Genomic DNA, 25,623 nt, shown 5'->3' with positions numbered 1-25,623 from the left:
TTTCTTTCCCCCTTTTTATGAGTATTTATAAAAAGTTTTTTGCAAAATCAAAACTTTTCATCAATTTATTCATAAATGATCCTGAAGCTCCAATAACTATACTTTTTAATTTTGTATCATCTATAATTATTTTGAATTTTCTATTTGGATAGTTTATTATTTTTTCATAAGTTTTATTTTTTATTAGATTTATTATATTATTCGGTAACATATGAACATATCCGCCTAAAACAAACACATCAGGATCTAATATGTTTGCAGTTGTACTTATAATTGTTGATATCTTTTCAAGATAATCATCAAATATAATCTCTGGATTTTTTATTGATTTCAAATAATCTGTGAAATTTTCATATCTGATTTTTTGATTGTTAGAGATTAAATTTGTTGTTATTGATTGTTCACCAGATAAATTATTAGAACCTTTATAAATTTTTTTGTTTATTATTATTCCATTTCCTTGATAACCTTTTATCATATCTTCATGGAAAAAAAATCCCATCAACATAAATACAAGATTTTTGTATTTTAATTTTGAATCAAGTAAATAATACATAGCTCCAGCATTAGCATCATTTTCTATATGAAAATAAAGACCAGTTTCTTTTTCAAGTTTTTCTTTTAATGGAAAATTTTCGAATTGAAAAAGACCATTACCTATTAAAGTACCAGTATCAGAATCAGTTGCTTCTGGAAAAGCTACAGAAACAGACATTAAGTCTTTGAAGTATTGAGTGTATTTATTAGTTGATATTAAAATTTCCTGTATTATTTTTTTTGTGTCTTCATTTCTTAAATTTATAAATTTTATATTTTCAGATATTATATTCAGACCCAAATCCATTAAACATGACAATATAAAACTTTCTGTTATATATATTCCTAAAGTATATTTATACCCATAATTGAATCTTATTATATCTGCTTTTCTACCTATTAAATTATTATTTTCTTTTTTATCTGTTTTAATTATGTAATTTTTTTTGTATAAATAAGAAGCATTTCTTGATATATTAGACCTATCTATTTTTAAATTTCTACTTAATTCTGGAACTGTTGAATATCCATTTATCCAGAGATTTTCAAGTATATTTAATTGAGTTTGATTTGAAATCATTTTAAGCCTCCTGCAATTTAATGCGTGTCACACACAATTAATTATATATTTAATTAATTTTTTAAACAAATTTAAAATTACATAATTAAAGCCATTAATTTCAAAATAAAATTAATTAAAACAATATTTCATACTTATGTTCTTTTTTATTAATAATTTTTGTTGTTTTTATTTATTTCATTGAAAATTTTAATTTAATTTTAAGTAAACTGATCGGTCTTTAAGTGACTTATAAGATATGAATACTAAAATGAAAATGTATATAATTAAATTTTTAGGAGGTTTTAATAATGAAAAAACTAATGTTTATATTATCAGCTGTATTAGTTATGGGATCAGCATTTGCTTCTAACGTAGAAGTTTTAGGTGGAGGAACATTTAATACATATAATTATAAATTAAATGATGCATCTGAAGCTTCAGTTGAAGATCTTACCAAAGGATTTGGTGGATATGCAGGAGTAGCTTACACTTTTTGGGAAGGTGTAGGAGTTGAAGGTGGAGTAGATTATTTTAATTCTAATTACAAAAAAGATGATAAAAAAGCATCTGAAAATACATTTGGACCTTATGCAGCAGTAAAATATACATATAATTTTGCTGAAATGCCATTATCTTTAAATGCAAAAGTTGGTGGAGCATATTATTTCAACAAATTAGATGATAAAATAAACTCTGTTGAAACTGAAAGAAATGGATTAGGTTTGATTGCAGGTGCAGGTCTCGGATATAATTTCACAGAAAATTTTAAAGTAGGTTTAAATGGTTCATATAGACTTGCAAAATTAGCAGATAAAGATAATAAAGATAATAAAATGGATTTTTCAGGATTTAGAGCAGGATTAGAATTTTCATATGAATTTTAATGAATAATCTAAAAAAAGCAAATTCAAAAGAATTTGCTTTTTTTTATTTTTTTATTTAAAATTTGTTTTAAAGGGGGGATATTTTATGATTCGATACTTAGATGAAGAAAGAATGTTTTTGATCAGTACAGATAATATGGCTTATGTTATTAAAATAGAAGATTCTAAACTAACAAATATTTATTTTGGAGAAAAACTTGTTTTTGACTTTGATTATATACCTGAAATTAAAAAAAATATTTTTATAAACTGGTCATGGAATTATGAATTGAGTGATAGAAGTGAAAATAATTATGCTAATACAGCTTTTAAAGTGTTATATCATGATGGAGTTAGAGATTGTGAGCTTTTGTATAAAAATTATGAAATTTTTGATAATAAACTAAAAATTGAATTATTTGATGAATTTTATGGTATGAAAATTTTTTTATTTTATGAAGTTTTTGAACATGATAATATTATAAAAAAGTATTATGAAGTAAATAATATTTCAGATCAAAAAATCAATATAGAAATTTTAAAAAATTCTCTTTATATACCAATATTAGAAGGGAATTTCAATTATTTGAAAGGTATGTGGGGACATGAGACTAATATAGTTCATGAAAAGATAAATCAAGGTATAAAAAGTATAGGAAGTAGAACTGGAAATACTGGTCATCTATTTAATCCATATTTTTCTATAGATGATGGTGCAGATGAAGATAATGGGAACGTTTGGTTTGGCCTTTTGGGATGGAGTGGTAATTGGAGTATAGATGTTCATAAGCAAGATTATGAGTATATAAATATTTCAGCTGGATATAATGAATGGGATTTTAATTATATTCTTTTACCTAATGAGAGTATAAAGTCTCCAGAACTTATATTTGGTTTTACTAATGAAGGTTTTGGTGAATCTTCTAGAATTTTACATTCTTTTATAAGAAAACATATTTTAAGAAAAATCGATAGAAAAATATTATATAATTCTTGGGAAGCTACAGGTTTTGATGTTAATGAATCTAATCAAATGAAACTTGCTGAATTAGCTTCTAAAATTGGAATAGAATTATTTGTGGTAGATGATGGATGGTTTGGAAAAAGAAATGATGATAAGGCAGGTCTTGGAGATTGGTATATAAATAAAGAAAAATTTTCGAGAGGGCTTTTTCCATTGATAAAAAAAGTTAAAGAATTGGGTATGGATTTTGGTATATGGGTTGAACCAGAAATGGTTAATCCTGATTCTCAACTTTATAGAAATCATCCTGATTGGATACTTGGCTATGAGAGTAGAAAAAAAACGGAGATAAGAAATCAATTAGTTTTAAATATAATCAAAAAAGAAGTAAAAGATTATATAATAGATTTTATGACAGATCTTCTAAGTAATAATGATATATCTTTTATAAAATGGGATTTTAACAGACCTATATTAGAATCAGGTTTTATGAACAAAATAAATTCTAAAAGTATTTGGATTGATTATGTTGAAAGTTTTTATTATATTTTAGATATATTGAAAAGAAGATTTCCATATGTGATCTTTGAATCTTGTGCAGGTGGTGGCGGGAGAATAGATATTGAGATTTTAAAATATGCTGATCAAGTATGGACAAGTGATAATACTAATCCTTATGATAGATTGATCATACAAAAAGGTTTTTCTTATGCTTATCCTTCAAATATAATGATGGCTTGGGTTACTGATTGGGCTGGAAAAGAAACTTATCCTTTGAAGTATAGATTTCATTCAGCAATGTTGGGTAGCCTTGGAATTGGTTCAAATTTAAATAATTATTCGGAGGAAGAATTGAATATATTTTCAAACTTGATAAAAGATTATAAAGATATCAGAAATATCGTTTATGAAGGAGATCTTTATAGAGTTAATATGACTGATTATAAAAATCTTGAAATATTTGAATATTTGAAAGAAAATAAAGAAGAAGGAGTTGCCTTTATTTTTCAAAATCCCACAGAGTTTGATATATTTAATGTTTATAAAATTAAATTAAAAGGATTAAATGAAAGTTATGTTTATGAGATAGAAAATAAACTTTATTCTGGAAAATCATTGATGAAATTTGGATTTTATATGCAATTTGATTCTGATATAGATTATTTAAATATGAAAAAGAATAATTATATGTCAAAAATTATAAGATTTAAATTAAAAAAGAATATTTAATAAATATAAATGGATGCTTAATTTTTAAAAATTAAGCATCCATTGAGTTAATCATTTCTAAACTCTAAACCCATAAAATCGAATACAGGTATTGAAAAAATTATTCCTTTTCCTGGTTTTTCTATTTCTCCTGATTTTAAGAGTATTTTATACATTTTTGAATAATCATCTTTATCTACAATCATCAAAATAATTTCTTTTGAAGATTCTACTTTTATATTGAATAATTTTTTATTATCATTTTTTCCAGTTCCGCGACCATATAGTATGGTAGCACCTTTTGCACCATTTTTATTGGCACTTTCTACTATTTTATCTGCTTTTCCCCTTTCGACTATCAAAAGAATTGCTATTTTTTCATTCATTATTGATCATCTCCTATAAATAGAATAATCCAAGTATAAGTACTGAAATGACAGGGCCCAGTGTCATCAAGCCTACTATTCCAAATCCATCCATTAATGGATCAGCGGATTGAACCATTTTAGAAATTCCCAATCCTATTGCCATATTTACAGGTATATTTACAGGTCCTGTAGTAGAACTTGCAGCATCAAATGCAATACCTATGAATTCTTTTTTTGTAAATAATATTAATATAGAAATGATGAGAAGTATGGGCAGTATAAAAAATCTTATATTTAAAGAAAAGAGTATTTTAATTATTCCAAAAGCCATACCCAATGCAACACCAAAAGCTACAAACTGAATTAAAACTTTTGCATTTATTGCCCCTATAGAAGCTTCTTCTACTTCAGCTGCCACTACTTTTAAACCAGGCTCTATCAAGGTTGAAAAATAAGCTAGTAATGATGTAAAAAAGATTATCAATATTTTATTGTCTAAAAAAATAATATTTTCTCCAAAACTTTTTGACAATGGAAGAAAAAGAGTAGATATGCCTTTCATAAAAAGCATTAAACCAAGAGTTGTAAATATTAGCCCGCCAAAAAAATCTTTCAAATTTTCAACAGGTTTTTTGAACACAAAAATTTGAAAAATTAAAAGAAATATTAGAAGCGGAAGTAGCTCTTTAAATGAAACAAAAAAATCCTTTAAAAAATCTAAAACCTTCAAAATTTTCACTCCTATTCTTAACTTTTAATATTATATTTCTTATATATTATATATTAATCAAATAACAAATATAAGACTTTTTAAAGCGTTTTAATTTAGAATTTATTAAAAGGATAGAACTTGCATTTTTATTTATCTTAGGTATAATTAATGTTAGTATAAAGCAGGAGGGATAAAATTGCTTATAGAAAAGGCTGAATTAAAGGATTTAGAAAGTATAATGAAAATAGAATATGAGTCCTTTGATACAGATATTGCTGAAAATGAAAAAATTTTTAAAAAAAGGATAAAAAATTTTTCTGATGGTTTTTATATAATAAAAATAAAAAATGAAGTAATAGGGTATATTTGTTCTGAACTATGGGAATATGAAGAAAATTTAAACATTGAAAAATTTGAATTGAACCATTCTATGGATAAATTTCATAAGATGAATGGAACAGAACTTTATATATCATCATTTGGACTTTTGAAAAATTATAGAAAAAAAGGCTTTGGAAAAGTTCTTTTCGATGTTTTGATGAACAGAATAACCCAAAAATATGATATTAAAAGTGTTGTTTTGATAGTATCGGAGAAATGGGAAGCAGCAAAAAAAATATATATTGATCATGGTTTTGAAAATATAAAAGTTTTGAATGATTTCTTCAATGATGAAGAAGATGGAATAATAATGAGAAAAAAATTAAATATTGTTTAGACTAAAAAATATCGGATTTATCCGATATTTTTTTTGTATTTAACAAAATATATTTAAATAAATTATTTTGTTTTGATATAATATAAATGTTTAGTTTAATATCATAATTATTATGATAATTTACATAACGTTAATTATATTGTTAATATTAAGTATAATATCACAATCATTGTGATAATTTACATAACGTTAATTATATTGTTAATATTGAGTGTAGTATCATAATCATTGTGTTAATTTACATAACATTAACTATGGTGTTAATATTTGAGGTTCATTTGTATAAAATCTAAAGAATATTATTGTTGTTTGGAGGTAGGAAAAGTGAAGAGTATTAAATTGAAACTTTTAGTACCATTGGTAACTTTGATAGTTGTTTCTATGTGTTTTATAATGATTTTTTCTATTTTGTCTGGTCAAAAAATAGTTAAAGAAGAGGCGGTTAAGAACATTGAGAATGTAACAGCTTCTTTTCAAGATCTAACCAATGCTTTACATAGGGCCGATATGAAAGTTATGGATTTGGCTGAATATGTTTCAGAGACATTTTCTTTAGAAGAATTTGAAAGTTCTGGAATAACTTATCTTGAGGGTTATAGTGAAAGTGTGTTATATAATTTTATGTCAAGTTTATTAAAGAGTTCTAAAGAAATGAATAACTTATATTTTTTTATAAATCCTGAATACAGTTCAGAGGTTTTTAATTTGAGTTTGTACAATAAAAGTGAGGGTATTAAAAGGGAAAAAATGGTAGAGAAAAGTAAATATGATGATATTGATATGCAATGGCTTGAACAGACAATAAAAGAGAGAAATTTAATTTGGACAGATCCTTATGAATGGGATGGTGAAATAATATTAAGTCATAGTATGCCAGTTTTTATTGATAATAAAATAATCGCTGTTGTTGGAACTGATTTGAATTTTACCTCTTTTAGGAATGATATTTTAAATCTAAGCAAATATGATACAGGAAAAGCCATGTTGTTAGATTCTAAAGGCAAAATAATTGTTAGTGAGGATCATGAAGGAAAGTATTTTGAACAACTTGGTCTCAAAGAACTTCAAAATACTGTTGTTAATAATGAAAAAGGTAGTTCTTCATATAAATATAATGATATAAATTATACAGCTGGTTTTTATACTTTATTTAATGATTGGGTAATTGTTTTGAGAGTTGAAGATTCTGAATTATTTGAAGGCATATATAGCATGGCTAATATTATTTTAATAGTTACAATTATAATAATAGTTCTTTCCATAATTTTAATAATGTTTTTAACTAATAAAATTGTTAAACCTATAAAAATCATTTCAGAAGATGCTGAAAAACTTTCAAATGGAGATTTAAAAATTGAAATTGATGATAAAGTTAAAGCATTAAAAGATGAGGTTGGAAATCTTGCGAATTCATTTGATAAACTCATTAGAAGTCAAAAAAGTATTATAGGGAGTATAAAAGATTCTTCAGATGAGGTTGATAAATCAGCCAATGAACTTTCAGCTGTTTCTGAAGAAACTACTGCCACATCAGAAGAACTTGGAGCTCAAATAGAGAATATAAAATCTAATTCTAATAACATATCTTCTTTTATCGAAGAAGTTTTATCTTCTATAGAAGAAATTTCTGCATCATCACAGAGTTTATCAAGAATTATAAATGAATTGAATGAAAAAGCTAATGAAACAAATGAGGCTGCTCTTGATGGAGAAAATTCGGTAAAATCAATAGTCAATATAATAAAGAAAGCTATAGAAAAGACAGATAAAACTAAAGAAGATGTTGATGCTTTGAATAATGATGTAAAAGAAGTTGAAAAGATAATAGAAACTATAGAATCAATAACGGAACAAACGAGTCTTTTAGCTTTAAATGCTGCTATAGAAGCAGCACGTGCAGGAGAAGCTGGAAAGGGTTTTGCTGTTGTTGCAGATGAGATAAGAAAGCTTGCTGATAGTTCTAAAACGGCTACTCATCAAATAAGTTTGATAATTGAAAATCTTATGAAAGCTTCTAAAGCTGTAGAAGTTTCTCAAGATAGTTCTGCACAAATAATAAAAGATATAAAAATGGAATCAGAAGTTGTTGATGGAAAGTTTAAAAATATAAGGAGTTCTATAATGCATGTAGCATCTGAGATAGAGAATGTTTCAGCGGCTATACAAGAACAAAGTGCAAGTTCCGAAGAGATAACATCTTCTATGGAAAAAGCTGCTTCTATGGTTAAAGATATAGATGAACAATTGTTAGAAGCTGTTTCTGCTGTAGAAACACAGAGTTCTTCATCTGAGAATATAAGTGAAAATGCTCAAATATTATCAGAGCTTTCAGAAAAATTGCATAAAAAAGTTAGTTTTTTTAAGATTTGATCAAAAAGAAGTTTTCATATTTTTCAATATGAAAACTTCTTTTTTTATTTTTTTATTATAGATGAATAAAATTTTCCAGAGTCTTTTACAATTCTTTTTTGAGTTTTATAATCTATATATACAATTCCAAATCTTTTTGAATAACCAGCAGACCATTCAAAATTATCAAGGAAAGACCATAAATAATATCCTTTTAAGTTTATATTATTTTCTTTGGCTTTTTTTATGACATCTATATGTTCTTTTATATAATTCAATCTTCTTATATCATGGATTTCACCGTTTTCTATTTCATCTTGATAAGCAGCACCATTTTCTGTTATATATAATGGCATTTTTGGAAACTCTTTTGATAGATCTTTTAAAAGTTTGTATAAACCTTCTGGATATACTTCCCATTTCATTTCAGTATATTCTCCACCAATTTCAACAGGTTCAGTATTGAATAGTTTATTTTCTGAAGAGTATTTTATTATTGTTCTCATATAATAATTTATACCGAGAAAATCTGAAGTGTTTTTTATATAATTTAATTCATCTTCAGGAAAAGAATTAAGGTTTAATTTTTCTTTGTAAATTTGAGATATTTTTTTTGGATAATATCCTTTGAAAATAGGATATATATACCATTTATTGAAAAATTCATCATAGATTTCTGCAGATTCTAAATCTTTTTTATCTTTAGAATAAGGGTATATAGGTACGAGATTCAAAGTTATACCTATTTTACCTTTATAATTCATTTTTTTATAAATTTTATAAGCTTTTGCATGTGAAAGATTTAAATTATGAGATACTATCAAAGATCTTTTTCTGTCTTTTACAGCAGGTGGCATATCTCCACCAACATAACCACCATTAACTATTACCCAAGGTTCATTTATAGTTATCCATTTATCAACGTATTCTGAGAAATTTTCAAAACATATTTTGGCATAGTTTTCAAATATATCAGAGATATTAGGGTTTTCCCATCCTCCAATTTTTTGTAATTCATATGGTAAATCCCAATGATATAAAGTTACAAAAGGCTTTATACCATTTTTTTTCATTTCTTCAAATAATTTTTTATAAAATATAATACCTTTTTGATTTATATTTACACCATCTGGCATTATTCTTGTCCAAGATAATGACATTCTATAATTTTTGATTCCAAGATCTTTCATAATTTTAAAATCTTCTGGATATAATTCATAATGATTACATGCAATATCACCATTTTCATCGTTTTTAATATGATTTATTTGATGTGAAAATTCATCCCATATTGAGATTCCTTTTCCATCTTTTTTCCAAGCTCCTTCTATTTGATAAGCTGAGGTTGATACACCCCATTCAAAATCTTTTTCAAACATTCTATCATCCTTTCATTCCTGTTAGTGATATTCCCTTTATGAAATATTTTTGTGCAGACAAAAATACTATTATAAGTGGAAGTATTACAACAACAGCTCCAGCCATTTGTAACCCATATTGTACTTCATATTGACCACCTATAACAGATATTGCAACTGGTAATGTATACATACTTTCATCAGAAGATATTATTAAAGGCCATAAAAAAGAGTTCCATGATCCAGTAAATGTAAATATAGATAATGCAGCTAGTGCCGGTTTTGCAAGAGGTAATATAATTCTAAAAAATATGAACCCTTCACCAGCACCATCTATTTTAGCCGCTTCAATTAGCTCATCTGGTAAACCCTGTATAAATTGTTTCATGAAAAATATATTATAAGCACTTACCATTGCTGGTAATATTAATCCAGCGAATGAGTTCAGTAAACCCATTTGTCTTAAGAGTAAAAATACTGGTATCATTGTTATTTGTCCAGGTACCATCAATGTTCCCAAAACAATCATGAAAATTTTATTTTTACCTTTGAATTTGAATTTAGCAAAAGCATATCCTGCCATTGATGAAATCAACAGTGATAAAAAAGTTATAGATAATGCAACTATAATAGTGTTTAAAAGAGGTCTTCCAAAATCGAGAGTTTTAAAGAGATCTATATAGTTTTGAAAAGTTGGATTATTTGGTATCCAACGTGGTGGAAAAACAAATATTTCGTCTGAATTTTTAAACGATGTTGAAACCATCCATAAAAATGGAAGAATCATACTTAGAACACCTAAGATTAATATAAAATGTACTATTATTTGTTCTGTAATACTGACTTTTCTTTTTCTCATTATGCTCATCTCCTAATATTTTAATATTCCGTTTTTTTTAATTTTGTCTGCAGTATAGTTAATATGAATATTATTAAAAATAAAATTACTGCAATTGAAGATGCATATCCGAGATTAAAAAATTTAAAGCCTTGTCTGTAAAGATATAAAACTACTGATAATGTTGAATCTAAAGGTCCTCCATTTGTTAACATATAAGGTTCTTCGAATAATTGTAAATAACCAATTAAAACCATAACACTTACAAAATATGTTGTTGGTCTTAGCATGGGGACTGTTATTTTTAAAAATTGTTGCCATCTTGATGCTCCATCTAATTCCGCTGCTTCATATAAAAACTCTGGTATGTTTTGTAATCCAGCATAAAATATTATTATGTTATAACCAAGAGCTTTCCACACTACAAGCATTATTATAGATGGCATAGCCCAATTAGGATCTCCTATCCAATTAGGTCCATTTATACCAAAAAGTCCAAGAAACCAATTCAAAAGACCATATTCTGGATTTAAAATCCATTTCCACACTATTGCAATTGCAACTGTATTCGTTACAAAAGGAAGATAAAAACCAACTTTAAAAAAATTTTTGAAATAAGTTTGTTCTCTATTTATAAGCACGGCAAAAAAAAGAGCCAATATTATAGTTAAAGGCATTGCTATTATTAAGGCATAAAAGGTATTAAATAGGGATTTCCAAAATAATTCATCTTCAAAAAGATCTATAAAATTTTCAAAACCTATAAATTTTGCTTTGCTCCAATCTGCAAGTGCAAAAGTATTAAAATTAGTTAAACTTATAAAAAAAGAAGTTATCATCGGTAAAATTAAAAAAATCATTAAAAGTATTATTGCAGGACCTAGAAACATTATTATTGATTTAGTAGATGTTCGAGTTCGCATAATTTTCACCTTTCTTTAAAATCTAACCTCCTTAAAAAGGAGGTAGATTAATGTTTTTATCTTAAGATTTTTTCTAAATCTTTTTTTAAATCTTTTGCTGCTTCTTCTGGAGTTTTAGTACCATAACATGCTTCTTGTACTCTTCTCTCCAGTGCATCTTCTATTTGAGCCCATTCAGGTCTATTAACTGGAGCTTTAGATTTTTCGAGTTGCTTTCCGAATGTACTCATCATAGAATTATTTTTTAAGTAATTATCTTCCCATGTTTCTTTTACTGAAGGTAATGATCCAACTTCTTTATACCATTTTAATTGTACTTCTGGTCTTGAGACGAATTCCATGAATTTCCAAGCTATATCTTTGTTTTTTGAGTTTTTGAACATCACTAAATTGCTTCCACCTACAAAAGAAGTTCCATGTTTTTTTGAAGGAACAACTTTTACATTAAATTTATCTTTTATTTCAGGGGTTTGTTCTTTTGTCATGTTTATCATCCATGGACCGGAGAAATACATTGGGACTGTACCATTTGCAAATTCTTGAAATAAAGTTCCACTTAAGCTCAAAGGAGCAATTTTTTCTTTAAAAAATTTAGAATAAAAATCTATTGCTTCTATAAATTCAGGAGTTGTTACGGTTATATTTCCTTTTTCATCGAGTATATCTGCATTGTTTTGCCATATAAAAGGCATTATTTCTTGATATTCCATTGTTTGCATCGTTAGACCGTATTTACCTTTTTCAGATAATTTTTTTGCAGCATCATATAATTCTTCCCAATTTTCTGGACCATTTTCATATCCAACAGATTTTAATAAATCTGTTCTATAAAAAAGCACTCTTGTATCAACATACCATGGTAATCCATATATTTTATTATCTACTATGGTAGTTTCAAAAGGTCCTTCAAAAAAAATATCTTTTGAAACTGTAGCAGAATTTTTTAAATCCTTTTCTAAATTTTCAAAAACACCCATCGAACCAAATTCCGCCATCCAAGTTGTTCCCATTTGTGCGAGATCTGGATTTGTGTTTCCAGCTATTCCAGTTATTAATTTATCATGTGCTGAACCCCAAGGTATTGCTTGAATTTTAACTTCAATATTTGGATTTTCTTTAATAAAGTCATCGGCAATTATATTTAATTTTTTAGCTTCTTCACCCATTGCCCATATAGTTAAGGTTTTTGAAAAACTTAAAATAGTTAATGATAATACAAATAAGATAATAAAAACTTTTTTCATTTTAAATCCTCCCTTATTTTAATTCTAAAGTTCCCCATAATTCTTTATTTGACCATATTTCTGGTAAATTAGTCCAAGATAGTAGATTTTCTCTTACATATTCCCCTTTTGCAGCATCTTTTTTATTTGAATTATGTATTGTTGTTGAAAATCCTAAATTTATCCCTGCTTTAGGGGTTATTCCAAGATATTTAAAAGGAATTTTAACTTCGATTGTATAACCTGTATTAGTTTTGTTAGAAGCCAATTGTATTTCAGGAGCTGTTTCTTCTATGGCACCTGAATTTGAATCTTCATGTCTTGTACCTTGAACATTATTTTGTGTATCAAATGGAATTATAGCGAGTTTCATTAATTTATCATTAATTCCAGCTTTTTCGGGATCCAAATAAATTTCTATTGAATCTGTTCTATAAAAACCAGATTTATCTTCTGGAGTTAAATTGTTGACTATATATTCATCTGAAACATTTGTTGCAAAATATAAATTTTCATCATCCCATAATAAATAGAATATTGAATTTAAAACTTGTTTTTTTGGATCTACTTTTGAAACACCACCTGCAGGAACATTCATAGTTTCATCTATTGTATATTTATTTGAATCTGAATATTCATCAATATTTCCATCAATAATTATTTTTTTATTAGTTTTTTTTGCTATTGCGATTTTTTGTGATGGAGCTTTCATTAATTTCTCAAATTCTTTTTTGTAATCAGGAGTTACAGCATATTCAGATTTTTTTTCTTCAAACCCAATAATTTTTAATGAATTTTTTGCATATTTATTTTTTATATCTTCTTTTTTTACATATTTTTCCCCCTCCTCAGAAATAAACAAATATATTTAAAGTCTTTTCATTATTTTCATTATTTATTATATTTCCATCTATTTCATTCTCATTTACAATAATTTTTTTATTTTTAGATCTTATAAAGTTTATATTATACAGACAATTTCTGAAATATCTTTTTACGAAGACTTTGTCCCATTCTTTTGGCATTACTGGAGATATTTTTAATCCATTCCATTCTGGTGTTATGCCAAGAATACCTTCCATTCCAGTTATAAAGTACCAACTTGCAGATCCTGTATACCATGACCAACCTCCACGACCAAAATTAGGAGAATCAGGTCCATCTACATTGCCTGGGGTTACATATGGTTCAGTGAAATATTTATCGGGATTCATTCCTCTATAAACTGGCATAAATGATTTATAAATTTTATATGAATTTTCATCATTCATTTTACATGCAGCCAATACACCCCATGTTCCAGCATGTGTATAAAGTCCGCCATTTTCACGTACTCCAGGAGCATATCTTGATAAATAACCTATTTCTTTGTCTGGTTTTGAATAAGCTGGCTGGAATAATAAAGGTCCAAACTCTTTGAAAAGATATTTTTTTAGAGATTCATATGCTTTTTCTTTTCTTTCTTCAGTTGTTGAATTGTTTAAAATAGCCCATGTTTGAGCATTTAAGAATATTTTCCCCTCTGAGCATTTTGAGCTTCCAATAGATTTTCCATCATCTTTAAAAGCTCTTATAAACCATTCACCATCCCAAGCATATTTATTTATAGAATTTTTTAATTTTAAAGCTTCTTTTTTAAATAAATCTTCATTTTCATAGTCTTTTTGTTTATTACAAATATAAGAAAAATCATTTAATATACCATATAGAAAATGACCAAGCCAAATACTTTCTCCTTTACCATCAGTACCCACAGCACTCATACCATCATTCCAATCTCCAGAACCTATTAATGGCAATCCTCTTGAACTTAATTTTGATAAATTATATTTTATAGCTTTTATACAATGATCATAAATGCTTTCATCTTCATAATCTATATAAGGGACCATTTCATTTAAAAAATTAAAATTATTTGTTTCTTTTAAATATCTTAGTGTTATAAAAGCTAACCATAATCTGTTATCTGAAATATTATTTTTTAATCCAATTTCTGATATTGGATGCCACCAGTGATAAACACTACCATCTATGAATTGATGTTTTGCATGCAATTTTATTTGTTCGGCTGTTTTATTTGGATCAACATATAAAAATATTTGACTATCTTGTAATTGATCTCTAAAACCAAAAGCACCACCTGTTTGATAATAACCGGTTCTTCCCCATAATCTTCCCGATATTGCTTGATATTTTAGCCATTTGTTGTTCATTAAGTTGAAACCTATATCTGGGGTTTCTACCATATTTTTTTCAAATATATCTTTCCACATTTTTTTGTTTTTTTCTATTTCATTTAAAACTGATTTTTCAGTGGAATATATTTTTTTTATATTATCTATTTCTTTAGTATCATTTTTTTCTACCAATCCTATGGTATAAATGAGTATTTTTTCTTCATCAGAATCTATTATCACTTCATTGTGTAATGAAGCAATTGAATCTTGGTATTTGCCAAATATATTGTTTAACTTTTTATTTTTTAATCCTTCTGGATTTGATACAGATCCGAAATTCCCCAAAAAATCTTCTTTACAAGATGTTGCTGAAGATGTCTTTTCATTAACCGAATTAAAAGCTGTGTATTCCCAGTTTCTATTCCAATGTTCACCATTTTCATTTGGTATATCCCACATTCTTTTTTCAGCTTTTATCACATCATTCATAAAATATGTATCTATAAATGTTTTATGGAATTCTCTATGCCAATCTGGAGCAGTACCAAGATTCCATTCTAAATAAGAAAAAACAGATAAATTTAATTTATTTTTGGTTTTATTTTTTATTTTTAGCATCCATATTTCTAACGAAGAATCTTTAGGTACCGTTAAAGTTAATTCGGTTTTTAAATCTTTATTTTCGGCTAAAAATTTAGAATAACCAAATCCGTGTATTATTTTATAATCAATATTTTTTTTACACATTGGTTTAAAAGTAGGAGTAAATAATTCATCATTTTCATTGTTTTTGATATAAAAGTACTTTCCCCATTCGTCTTTTATGATATCTTGTTCCCATCTATTTATTCTGTTTAAGGAAGCATGTGTTTTCCAGCTATATCCCGAACCATTTTGAGAAACAGCAACACCATAATCACCATTTGAAATTATATTAACCCAAGGTCTCGGTGTTTTTGGTGTTTTTATTATATATTCATTTTGATCTTCTGAAAAATAACCGTATTTAGTTTCGAACATTAATATATCCTCCTGATTTTATTTTTAGTTAACCGGTTAAGTAGTTGGGTAAAAATAGAGTATACTCTATTTTGTTGATTTTCTTTTAATTAATTCAGTTTTTAAAGATATTTTTTTAGATTTAGGTTTTTTTTCATCTATTAATTCTAATAATAATTCTACAGATTTTTCTCCCATTTTGCATAGAGGTTGCTCAACGGTGGAAAGTGTAGGCTCAGAAAATTTTGAAGATTCTATATTATCAAAGCCTATTACTGAGATATCTTCTGGAATATTCAAATTTTTTTCTTTTATAGCTTTCATAGCACCTAAAGCCATTTGATCATTGGCAGCAAAAACTCCATCTATATCTTTGTTTGAAAGAATTTCAAGTGTTTTTGTATAACCTTCTTCTCTTCTGAAATTTGCATCTTTTATTATTGAATCATCTATTTTTATTGAATAATCATTTAAAGCTTTTAAATATCCTTTGAATCTGTTTTCAGAATCCCAAGCAACGGAAGATCCTTTTAAAAAAGCTATTTTTTTACATCCTGCTTTTATTAAATATTCTGTAGCTTTATAACCACCATCAAAATTATCAACAGTTACTGTATAAACTGAATTTGTAGTGAAAGGATAATCTATAAAAACAAAGGGTACATTTCTTTCTTTTAAAATTTTTATATACTCTTCATTTATATGATAGGCCATTATTATTACACCATCTACTATTCCACCAGTAAAAAGGTCTATGACTTGTTTTTCTTTGGCTTTTTCAGCATGTGTAGTTACAAGATTTAAAAGATAATTATTAGAATTTGTTTTATTTTCAACACCTTTTATTATATCTGCATAAAACATGTCTGAAATATCAGGTATTATTAAACCTATATAATGAGTTTTTTTACCTGCTAAACCTCTTGCAACTGCATTGGGAATATAGTTCATTTCTTTCATTATTTTAAGTATTTTGTTTCTTATTTTTTCACTCACGCCTGGTTTATTATTTATAACATAAGAAACTGTGGCTTTTGAAACTCCTGCTTTATTTGCTATATCTTTTATTGTGATATTGTTTTTTTTCATTTTATTCCTCCAATTACTTAACCGGTTAATTAAACTTATTATAAAACATAATTAATATAAAATAAAACTCGATTTCAAATGATTGAGTCTGGTTTCACTAATTTATAACCAATTGTTTATATTTAAGCTGTAATTTTTAAATTTATTTTAAAAATAGAAATTTTATTATATAGAAATTAAATATTTTATTATTTAACAATAGTTCTATAGGTATAATTGGTTCAAAGTTTCTTTCATTAATCTTTAAAATTTTTTTTATTTATGATATAATGTATCTGAATAAGAAATGTTTTTTCACAAACTTATATGGGGAGGTCACAGTATGACATCAAAAAGAGTATTTAGTGTATTTTTAGTGCTTTTATTAGTTGTTGTATCAGCTTTTGCTGCAAAGATAAATTTGAAAGATGGTATTTATGGTGCACAGGCATCTGAAGCAAGTTATGGTTATACAGCATTTGTTATGCTTGAAATCGATAATGGAAAAATAGTTAAAGTCGTTGCTGATGAAGTTAGTGCAGATGGAAAATTAAAGTCAAATGATGAAGGCTATAGAGCAAATATGGAACCTAAAACTGGAACTTATCCTTCAAAATTTTATACAGATCTTGCTATGCAATTGTTAAAAGAACAAAATCCAGATAAAGTGGATATTGTTTCTGGAGCTACACATGCAACACATAATTTTGTTAAATTAGTTAAGGCTATTTTAGAAGATGGAAAATTAGGCCAAACAATAACAGTTAATTTAAAGTAATTATATTTAGAAAAAGCCTCTAATAGAGGCTTTTTTTATTTTTGAGGTGAGATTTTATGGAAAATTTTGTTTTGATAACGGGAGCTTCAAATGGGATAGGAAAAGAAATGGCTTATATTTTTGCTGAAATGGGTTTTAATTTACTTTTAATTGCAAGAAACTTTGAGAAGCTCAATGATATTAAGAATAAAATTGAAAAGAAAAATAATATAAAAGTTTTAATTTTATCCAAAGATTTGACCGATATAGAATCTATAAAAGATATATATTCTTTTTGTAACATTGAAGAAATAAATGTTGAAATACTTATTAATAATGCGGGCTTTGCAAGCTTTGGAGAATTTCATTCTATTGATTTAGATACAGATCTTTCACAAATAAATTTAAATATTATGGCTTTGACCATGTTAACTAAGTTATTTTTAAAAGATATGATTGAAAAAAGAAATGGTAAAATATTAAACGTATCTTCTATAGCAGCTTTTCAGCCTGGACCTCTCATGTCTGTTTACTATGCATCAAAAGCTTATGTTGAGTCTTTTACACAAGCTATTTCAAATGAATCAAAACAGTATGGAATAACCGTTTCTTCTCTTTGCCCAGGTCCTGTGAATACTGGATTTAAAGAAAGAGCAGGAATGAATAGATCTAATCTTTTTAAAGGAAAAGGAGTCATGAGTGCTGAAAAGGTTGCAAAATATGCTATAAAGTGTCTTTTTAAGGGAAAGAAAAGAATTATTCCTGGCTTTTTAAATAAATGCAGTGTTTTTTCTACAAGGTTTGTTAGTAGTAGTTTTGCTGCAAAGATAGCTAAGAGTATACAAAAAGAAGATATGAAAAAATAATTAATGGCATATCTACATTAGTAGATACGCCATATGATGAAGGATGAATCAAGGTGAGTCGAACCAGCTTGAATATATCTATTCAAATACAGGGTTCCACAATTTATTTTTATAGAATGTTAAAGCTTCATAATCCTCTTTGTAAGAGGATGGAACTTTCAATGCAAGTCCAATTCCAGATAAATTAGGATTATCTTCAACATAAGAAGATAATATATAATCTTCTATTTTAAATCCAGTTTGATTTATATCTGTATTCTTTATGGAATTATAATTTCCAAATGTGTAATAAGTTTTGAATTCTTTATCAGATGAAGATGAAACATAATTTTTAAAAAAATTGTCCAATTCTAACTTTAAACCATTTGTTTTTAAAGCTGTCAATGAAGTTTTATAAGGAATATTATCTTTATTTTCATAGGTCTCTTTATAATATTGTACCAGATTTTGTAATAAAACGTCAATGTTATCATCATATTTTGATAAAAATTTATAATTCCAGCCAGTTCCAGGAATTAAATTCACAGAGCTCACCAAATAATCTGTATAATCTGATAATTCATATATTATCTCTATCATTGACATATTACAGGCATCAAATCCTATTATATCTGGAATTTTATTGTATTTTGAGTTAAATAAATATAATAAATTTTTTAACTCATTTATTCTCAAATAATTTGCATTATCTTCTATTATTATTGATTTTGATGAATAATTATTATTTAAATAATGGTATCTTTTTGTTCCTTCTCCAATCCAACCGCTTCCATGATTCCATAATATCATAAATAATTTAGAGGAATTATTTTTATCTATTAGTTCATCCATAAAAAAATTTAATGTTTCTGGGTCTGAAACTTTTAATTCTTCATCTAATCCATATTCTTGAGGAAAGTTTATTGTTTGTGAGATTAATCCATTTACATTATTAATACTTATGATTTTATCTGGGCTATCATTGTAGTCAGCTACTATGTTTATTGAAATTATTTTTGAAGATTTTATTATGCCATCTTTCATCTCTTGTATATCATTTGGTATGAAATTTCCAAGTGATCCACCACTTGTTTCGCCACCAGCATAAAAAAATATTTGCAAGTCTGGATGAATAATTGGAATATTTTCTTCGTAAATTCTACCGTATATTGTTTCATATTTTATTTTTATTGAGTTATCAGAATTTTTAAAAAAATCTTTTGATATTATTATTCTATTATTTTTATCTTGATTTATTATAGTTTGACCATCTATGGTGATTTTGGAAATATTTTCGGAAAATATCAATTCTTTATCAAAATTTCCATATATTAATTTGTTTTTTAATAAAGAGCCATCTTTTGGTTTGCTTATGCAAGAGTTTAACAATAAAATGGTAGAAATAATCAATATAAAAAATATAATTTTTTTCATTTTTCACCTCTGGATTAAATTATTATAATCGTTACTCCAATTAGAATAAATGAGAGTGTAAAAAGAGTGTCTATTATTTCCCATTCAAATTTTTTGTATCTTGTTCTTCCTTCCCAACCAGAATAACCTCTTGCTTCCATTGCAACACTTAATTCTTCAGCTCTTCTTAAAGCTGATACTAATAAAGGAATAATTATTGAAACTGCTCCTTTAACTTTTCCAGAAAATTTTCTATCATCAAAATTTGCACCTCTACTCAATTGAGCTTTTATGATTCTATCAGCTTCAGAAGCCATAACAGGTATAAATCTTATGGCAATAGTCATTACCATTGAGAGTTCATGTGCAAATGATTTAGGTACAAAGAGCCATCTTAAAACATCTTCCATAGCATGTGCGAGAGATGTTGGTGATGTAGTTAAAGTTAAAACACTCGAAAGCATTATAGCAAATAATATTCTAAAAGTTATTATAGTTGCATTGAACAGACCTTTATCAGTTAATTTTATAAATCCCAATTTAAAAATTATATCTCCATCTACTGAAAAAAGTTGAATTATAAAGGCAAAAACCACTATAAACCATATAGATTTTAAAGATTTTGCATAATAGGTTAAGCTCAGTTTTGATAAAAGCATCAATATTATCGTATAAACACTCATTACAATTATATCTATAGCACTATTTATTGAAAAAGCGAATCCTGCAAGAACAAATAAACCAAGTAGTTTAGCTCTTGGATCGAGCTTATGCATTAAAGAGTTTTTTTCTACATATCTTCCTAAAGCTACATTATCTATAAACATTTATTCCCAACCTTTCAATTATATATTTAATTGCAGACAAATTTAATTATAATATAAATCTTTAACCAAAAAATTAATTTAACAAGAATTAATTATTATTTTGAGTTTCGATATTTTATTTTATCAAAAATTATATGATGATATAATTAATATATGAGAACAATTTTTGGAGTGTTGTTATGAATAAAATCAAAAATATCTTTTTGATAATTATAATAATGTTTGTAATAACTCTTTTTTCTTATATTGTAATAGAAAATGATAAAAAAATTACATATGTAAAACAAATGGATTTCTTTAAGATTTATCTTGAGAATAATTATGATGTTTCTGAATTAATTATAATAGATTTTATGAATATAATATATAAAATAAAAAAAGAATATCCAGATATTTATAATAATGTATCTATTTTTGATATTTTAGCTATTGGACACGTTGAAACGAGATTTAGAAATATAATCGGAGATGAAGGCGATAGTCTTGGTTATTTTCAAATTCAAGAATCAACTTATTGGTTTGTGAAAAGTATTTATAGTGATCTTTTTTATGAATTAGATTTTATTAATTTGCCATGGAAATGGTCTTATGTAGAAGAGAGAGCTGATATACAAATTTTAACAGCTATTTTATACTTGAATTATTTGAGAAATAAATATGAAAATAAAGTATATTATCATTATAATGGAGGATCTACCGAATATGAAAGAAAAATATTGAATGAACTTAAAAATATAGAAGAGGATTATAATTATTTTTTAATAAATTATTAAGTTCTAAATAAGCTATTTATGGAGGCGATTTTTTGTGATCAATGAACCTTTAATTTGTAAACCTGTTCTTTCTGAAAAAGTTTGGGGGAATAAAGATTTAAATGAAGTTTTTAAGCATAACTTAGGAGAAAATCCAGTTGGTGAAGTTTGGCTTTTTTCTGTTGTTGAAGGTATGGAAACTACCTTAAAAGGAGTTGAAACAGGTAAAACTTATAAATCAACGGATATAATCAAAGATTTTCCATTGCTGTTGAAATTAATATCTACTTCATCATGGTTATCTGTTCAGGTTCATCCAGATGATGATTTTGCAGAGAAACTTGAAAATCAAAGTATAGGTAAGTCTGAAGCTTGGTATTTTTTGAAAGATGGTGGAAAAATAAAAGTCTCAAATGATAATGAAGGAGTTATGAATTCATTTAAAGATAATTCTTGGGATAAATGTCTTGAAGAAATTGAATTTAATAAGTTTGATACAATTTTTATTCCTGCGGGTACTGTTCATACATTAGGTCCAAATTGTACAATACTTGAAATACAACAAAGTTCTGATATAACTTATAGACTTTATGATTGGGGTAGACCAAGAGAAATACATGTAGAAAAATCTAAAGAGGTTTTGAAAAATGTGAAAACTTCTTATTGTGTTAATAGAAGTACAAATGGTATGGAAACTAAATATTTTTCATTTAATAAATTTAAAAATGAAGAAAAAATTGGTAAAGGTATATATGTATCATTAAAAGATTATAAAACTATTTATCTCGATGATAAAGTAAAGTATTATTTTGAAGGTGAATGGGTTGAGTATAAAATAAATATGAATGGTTGGAAAGGTATAATATAAAATTAAGCCTTCAAAGTGGAAAAAGAAATTAAAAAAATAAGAATCTGCTTTGAAGGCATTTTTATTTAATTTTTTAAATAAATAAGAAAGCGATTCCAAAAAATATTGATAAAAACATTTTTCAAAGTTAATAAAATAAAAATATTTCATTGATATCATAATAATAAAAGTGTAAAAGTTTTTGGAATTAATAAAAAATTATAAAACTATTTATGAAGGAGGAATTATTATGAAACATTCTACAATTCTTAATTTTACTGAATTCTACAGATTTGGTAATCCATTTGAAACGGAGGCTGTTATTATCAATAAAGAAGAGTTTCTTTATGATGATAATTCTAAATTGATGTATTTTGATATATATAATGAAGGAGAAAGTACATTTTTAAAATATAAAATGAATGAAAATGATTATATTTTTGGTCTTGGTGAAAATTTAGGTTCTTTAAATAAAAGAGGTAGAAAATATAGAATGTATGCAACAGATGATCCAAATCACACTCCTGAAAAAGAAGCTCTTTATGGTTCTCATCCTTTTATAATAGTAGATGGTAAAGAAAAATTTGGACTTTTAATAGATTATCCAGGAGAAATAATATTTGATATAGGATATGAAAATATAAATGAAATTAAAATAGAGATAAAATCAAAAGATTTTGAACTTTATATATTTGATGAAGAAGATAAAAATGAAATAATAAAAGAATATTTAACTTTAACAGGAAAACCTTTTGTTCCACCAAAATGGGCTTGGGGATATCAACAATGTAGATGGAGTTATCCAGATGAAAAAACTATAAAAGATATAGCCAATAAATTTAGAAGTAAGGGAATTCCTTGTGATGCAATTTATATGGATATAGATTATATGGAAAATTATAAAGTGTTTACAATTGATAGAAAAAAATTCCCAGAATTTGAAAAGATGGTAAAAGATTTAAAAGAAGAAGGTTTCAATTTAGTACCGATTATAGATCCAGGAGTAAAGATAGAAAAAGAATATTCTATTTATGAGGAAGGTGTAAAACAAAATTATTTTTGTAAAAATAAAGATGGAAACGATTTTGTCACTGCTGTTTGGCCAGGTCTTACACATTTTCCGGATTTTTTAAACAATGAAACAAGAAATTGGTGGGGTAAAAAATATGGAATTTTTACAGATCTTGGTATCTATTCTTTTTGGAATGATATGAATGAACCAGCTATATTCTATACTTTGAGAAGCTTTAATAATGTTGTTAAAGCGGCAGAAAATATGAAAAATGATGTCAATATGGGAATAAATGCATTTCTTGCAAAAGATAAAATGCTTGCAATGTCCAATTCAAGGGAAGATTATAAGTCATTTTACCATATTGATGATTCTGGAAATAAAATTAATCATGATGATGTTCACAATTTATATGGATTTAATATGACCAGAGCTACAGTCCAAGGATTTGATAAATTGATTCCTGATTATAGATACTTCTTGTTATCAAGGAGTTCTTATACAGGACATCATAGATATGCTACTATATGGACAGGAGACAATCACTCTTGGTGGGAACATATGCTTGTTCATATAAGGATGATTCAGTCTCTTAATTTATCGGGGTTCTTTTACACTGGGGCAGATGTGGGAGGATTTGGATGTAATTCAAATCCTGAACTTGTTATAAGATGGATGCAATTGGGAGCATTTACACCATTATATAGAAATCATGCTGCTCTTGGTACAAGAAATCAAGAACCATGGTCTTTTGATAGTAAAACAGAAGATATTTTAACAGATATAATTAAATTGAGATATGCTTTTTTACCTTATTCATATTCAGAATATATGAAATCTGTTGAAGACTTAACCCCATTCATAAGACCTTTATTTTTAGAATTCGATAATGATAGGGTTAAACAAATAGAAGATCAATATATGTATGGTGAATCACTTATGGTAGCACCAATTTATACCCCAAATTCAAGGGGAAGATATGTTCATTTGCCAGAAGATAAGTGGCTTGTTTGGATAGCTTCGAATTATTCAAATAGGAGTATGAAAGTTTTACAAAATGGTGATTATTATATAGAAGCAGATTTAAAAGAAATTCCTGTTTTTATAAGAGAAAATCACATGATAGTTTTAAGTGAACCTACAAAATATGTTGGTGAAAAAAATATTGAAAAAATAATTTTAACAGGACTTATAACTGATAAAGGATCTTATACATATTATGAAGATGATGGTGTTACTAATGAATATAAAAAAGGTAATTATGCCGAAATATCAGTAAATGTTTCTAAAAAAGAGGGAGAATATGAGGTTGAAGCTGAAATAGATACATCTGAAGATTATATACCTCTTTTAAAAGAGATCAAACTTGAGATTTATGATGAATTTGGAAATAGATTTAATCAAACACTATCTTTAAAATAAAAATAAATATAAAAAACCTGATTTCTATTTATGAAATCAGGTTTTTTATTAATGATTTTTAATTCCTATTATAGCTCCCATTTTTTCGTTTCCATGTGTTTTTCTAAAAGAATAAAATCTTTTATCTTCATATGTACATATATTTGAATCTATAATTTGAGATACACCAAATTTTTTAGCGATATCTGTATTTATTTTTGGTAAATCTATTAAATATTTATTATCTCTTTTTTCATAATATATATCATTTTTGAATTTTTCTTTAAATAATTTATATACATCATAATCCACTTCAAAACTATCTTTTCTTATAGAAGGTCCGAAGGCAACTATTATATCTTCTGGTTTTGAATTAAAAGAATATAACATTTTTTTTAAAGTTTTTTCGAGAATTTTTTTATGAGTACCTCTCCATCCTGAATGAATAAGAGCTACAATTCTATTTTTTTTATCTAAAATATAAATAGGTGTACAATCAGCATGTAATGTAAACAAATAGATATTTGATTTATTTGTTATAAGAGCATCTGTATTTTTTACTATTTCTTCAGAGTTTTCTATTATTTTTATATTATCCGAATGTGTTTGGTCTGATGAAGAAATCATGTTTATTTTAAATGTATTTTTAATAAAATTCAAATTTGAAGATCTATTTTTAGAAGAAAAATCAAAATCTATAGTTGAAAAAAATGTAAAAATATTTAATTTTTCAAACTCTTCGATATAAAGATATCTTTTACCTTTGATCATAGATTCTTTAAATATTTTCATCACCTCCATCTTAACTAAGTATAACATAACTTTTAAAACTTCACTTATAATATGTATTAAGGTATAATGGACTATATTATATATTAGTATTTTGGGGATATTATGGAGG

22 protein-coding genes are annotated in these 25,623 nt (G+C 26.2%); 9 read left to right on the top strand and 13 right to left on the bottom strand.

What is annotated here, in order from left to right; translation table 11 throughout:
• Positions 1-25 precede the first annotated feature (25 nt).
• Complete coding sequence (locus tag C7380_RS09865) at positions 26-1,117, bottom strand: ROK family transcriptional regulator (RefSeq protein ID WP_109605432.1); 1,092 nt, start codon at positions 1,115-1,117, stop codon at positions 26-28.
• Positions 1,118-1,407: 290 nt separating this feature from the next.
• On the opposite strand from C7380_RS09865, the gene C7380_RS09860 reads away from it, so the two are divergent.
• A complete protein-coding gene (locus C7380_RS09860; RefSeq protein WP_109605430.1) occupies positions 1,408-1,983 on the top strand; it encodes an outer membrane beta-barrel protein in 576 nt (191 codons plus the stop codon).
• A gap of 85 nt (positions 1,984-2,068) precedes the next feature.
• Positions 2,069-4,156 carry an alpha-galactosidase gene (locus C7380_RS09855; protein ID WP_109605428.1) on the top strand — a complete coding sequence of 696 codons (2,088 nt, stop codon included), beginning with the start codon at positions 2,069-2,071 and terminating at the stop codon, positions 4,154-4,156.
• 47 nt (positions 4,157-4,203) lie between these two features.
• Here C7380_RS09855 and C7380_RS09850 read toward each other — a convergent pair whose 3' ends face one another.
• Positions 4,204-4,521, bottom strand: coding sequence for a P-II family nitrogen regulator (locus tag C7380_RS09850; protein ID WP_109605426.1), 318 nt, complete (start codon positions 4,519-4,521; stop codon positions 4,204-4,206).
• 13 nt (positions 4,522-4,534) lie between these two features.
• Complete coding sequence (locus C7380_RS09845; protein ID WP_158274870.1) at positions 4,535-5,233, bottom strand: DUF1538 domain-containing protein; 699 nt, start codon at positions 5,231-5,233, stop codon at positions 4,535-4,537.
• Between the two features lie 178 nt (positions 5,234-5,411).
• Between C7380_RS09845 and C7380_RS09840 the strand changes: the two genes are divergently transcribed.
• Together C7380_RS09840 and C7380_RS09835 are read left to right on the top strand one after the other, a co-directional pair.
• Entirely contained in the window at positions 5,412-5,933 is a 522-nt protein-coding gene (locus C7380_RS09840; protein WP_109605422.1) for a GNAT family N-acetyltransferase, read from the top strand.
• 324 nt (positions 5,934-6,257) lie between these two features.
• Positions 6,258-8,303 carry a methyl-accepting chemotaxis protein gene (locus C7380_RS09835; RefSeq protein ID WP_109605420.1) on the top strand — a complete coding sequence of 682 codons (2,046 nt, stop codon included), beginning with the start codon at positions 6,258-6,260 and terminating at the stop codon, positions 8,301-8,303.
• A gap of 44 nt (positions 8,304-8,347) precedes the next feature.
• On the opposite strand, the gene C7380_RS09830 is transcribed toward C7380_RS09835, so the two are convergent.
• From C7380_RS09830 to C7380_RS09800, 7 genes are all read right to left on the bottom strand, one after another.
• The gene (locus C7380_RS09830; RefSeq protein WP_109605418.1) at positions 8,348-9,661 is read right to left on the bottom strand and encodes a GH1 family beta-glucosidase; all 1,314 of its coding nucleotides are present in this window, start codon (positions 9,659-9,661) and stop codon (positions 8,348-8,350) included.
• Between the two features lie 4 nt (positions 9,662-9,665).
• Positions 9,666-10,499 (bottom strand): carbohydrate ABC transporter permease, encoded by an 834-nt coding sequence (locus C7380_RS09825; protein WP_109605415.1) that lies wholly within the window; start codon positions 10,497-10,499, stop codon positions 9,666-9,668.
• Positions 10,500-10,519: 20 nt separating this feature from the next.
• Positions 10,520-11,401 (bottom strand): carbohydrate ABC transporter permease, encoded by an 882-nt coding sequence (locus C7380_RS09820; protein WP_109605413.1) that lies wholly within the window; start codon positions 11,399-11,401, stop codon positions 10,520-10,522.
• 56 nt (positions 11,402-11,457) lie between these two features.
• The gene (locus C7380_RS09815; protein WP_109605411.1) at positions 11,458-12,645 is read right to left on the bottom strand and encodes a sugar ABC transporter substrate-binding protein; all 1,188 of its coding nucleotides are present in this window, start codon (positions 12,643-12,645) and stop codon (positions 11,458-11,460) included.
• A gap of 13 nt (positions 12,646-12,658) precedes the next feature.
• Positions 12,659-13,486 carry a sugar-binding protein gene (locus C7380_RS09810; RefSeq protein WP_109605409.1) on the bottom strand — a complete coding sequence of 276 codons (828 nt, stop codon included), beginning with the start codon at positions 13,484-13,486 and terminating at the stop codon, positions 12,659-12,661.
• On the bottom strand, positions 13,473-15,821 hold the full coding sequence (locus C7380_RS09805; protein WP_109605407.1) for a glycoside hydrolase family 94 protein: 2,349 nt from the start codon (positions 15,819-15,821) through the stop codon (positions 13,473-13,475). Before C7380_RS09805 ends, C7380_RS09810 begins: the two co-directional genes overlap by 14 nt.
• A 66-nt stretch (positions 15,822-15,887) precedes the next feature.
• The gene (locus C7380_RS09800; protein WP_109605406.1) at positions 15,888-16,889 is read right to left on the bottom strand and encodes a LacI family DNA-binding transcriptional regulator; all 1,002 of its coding nucleotides are present in this window, start codon (positions 16,887-16,889) and stop codon (positions 15,888-15,890) included.
• Positions 16,890-17,211: 322 nt separating this feature from the next.
• On the opposite strand from C7380_RS09800, the gene C7380_RS09795 reads away from it, so the two are divergent.
• Positions 17,212-17,646 (top strand): FMN-binding protein, encoded by a 435-nt coding sequence (locus tag C7380_RS09795; RefSeq protein ID WP_158274869.1) that lies wholly within the window; start codon positions 17,212-17,214, stop codon positions 17,644-17,646.
• Between the two features lie 56 nt (positions 17,647-17,702).
• Positions 17,703-18,491, top strand: a complete 789-nt coding sequence (locus C7380_RS09790) for an SDR family NAD(P)-dependent oxidoreductase (protein ID WP_109605402.1) — start codon at positions 17,703-17,705, stop codon at positions 18,489-18,491.
• Positions 18,492-18,569: 78 nt separating this feature from the next.
• Here the strand turns inward: C7380_RS09790 and C7380_RS09785 are convergent, their stop codons facing one another.
• On the bottom strand, positions 18,570-19,904 hold the full coding sequence (locus C7380_RS09785; RefSeq protein WP_109605400.1) for a clostripain-related cysteine peptidase: 1,335 nt from the start codon (positions 19,902-19,904) through the stop codon (positions 18,570-18,572).
• Positions 19,905-19,918: 14 nt separating this feature from the next.
• Positions 19,919-20,710 carry an energy-coupling factor transporter transmembrane component T family protein gene (locus tag C7380_RS09780; RefSeq protein ID WP_109605397.1) on the bottom strand — a complete coding sequence of 264 codons (792 nt, stop codon included), beginning with the start codon at positions 20,708-20,710 and terminating at the stop codon, positions 19,919-19,921.
• Positions 20,711-20,889: 179 nt separating this feature from the next.
• Between C7380_RS09780 and C7380_RS09775 the strand changes: the two genes are divergently transcribed.
• The 3 genes from C7380_RS09775 to C7380_RS09765 all read left to right on the top strand — a co-directional run bounded on the left by C7380_RS09775 (position 20,890) and on the right by C7380_RS09765 (position 24,743).
• The gene (locus C7380_RS09775) at positions 20,890-21,483 is read left to right on the top strand and encodes a hypothetical protein (protein ID WP_109605395.1); all 594 of its coding nucleotides are present in this window, start codon (positions 20,890-20,892) and stop codon (positions 21,481-21,483) included.
• A 34-nt stretch (positions 21,484-21,517) separates the two neighbouring features.
• Positions 21,518-22,330, top strand: a complete 813-nt coding sequence (locus C7380_RS09770; RefSeq protein WP_158274868.1) for a type I phosphomannose isomerase catalytic subunit — start codon at positions 21,518-21,520, stop codon at positions 22,328-22,330.
• A gap of 229 nt (positions 22,331-22,559) precedes the next feature.
• Positions 22,560-24,743 (top strand): TIM-barrel domain-containing protein, encoded by a 2,184-nt coding sequence (locus C7380_RS09765; protein ID WP_109605391.1) that lies wholly within the window; start codon positions 22,560-22,562, stop codon positions 24,741-24,743.
• 48 nt (positions 24,744-24,791) lie between these two features.
• On the opposite strand, the gene pgeF is transcribed toward C7380_RS09765, so the two are convergent.
• The gene (pgeF, locus tag C7380_RS09760) at positions 24,792-25,514 is read right to left on the bottom strand and encodes a peptidoglycan editing factor PgeF (protein WP_158274867.1); all 723 of its coding nucleotides are present in this window, start codon (positions 25,512-25,514) and stop codon (positions 24,792-24,794) included.
• Positions 25,515-25,623: the final 109 nt, after the last annotated feature.

It is taken from the genome of Oceanotoga teriensis, assembly GCF_003148465.1.
GTDB lineage: Bacteria > Thermotogota > Thermotogae > Petrotogales > Petrotogaceae > Oceanotoga > Oceanotoga teriensis.
Note: the sequence above shows the minus strand (reverse complement) of the source record. Positions and strands in the feature narration are given on the sequence as shown.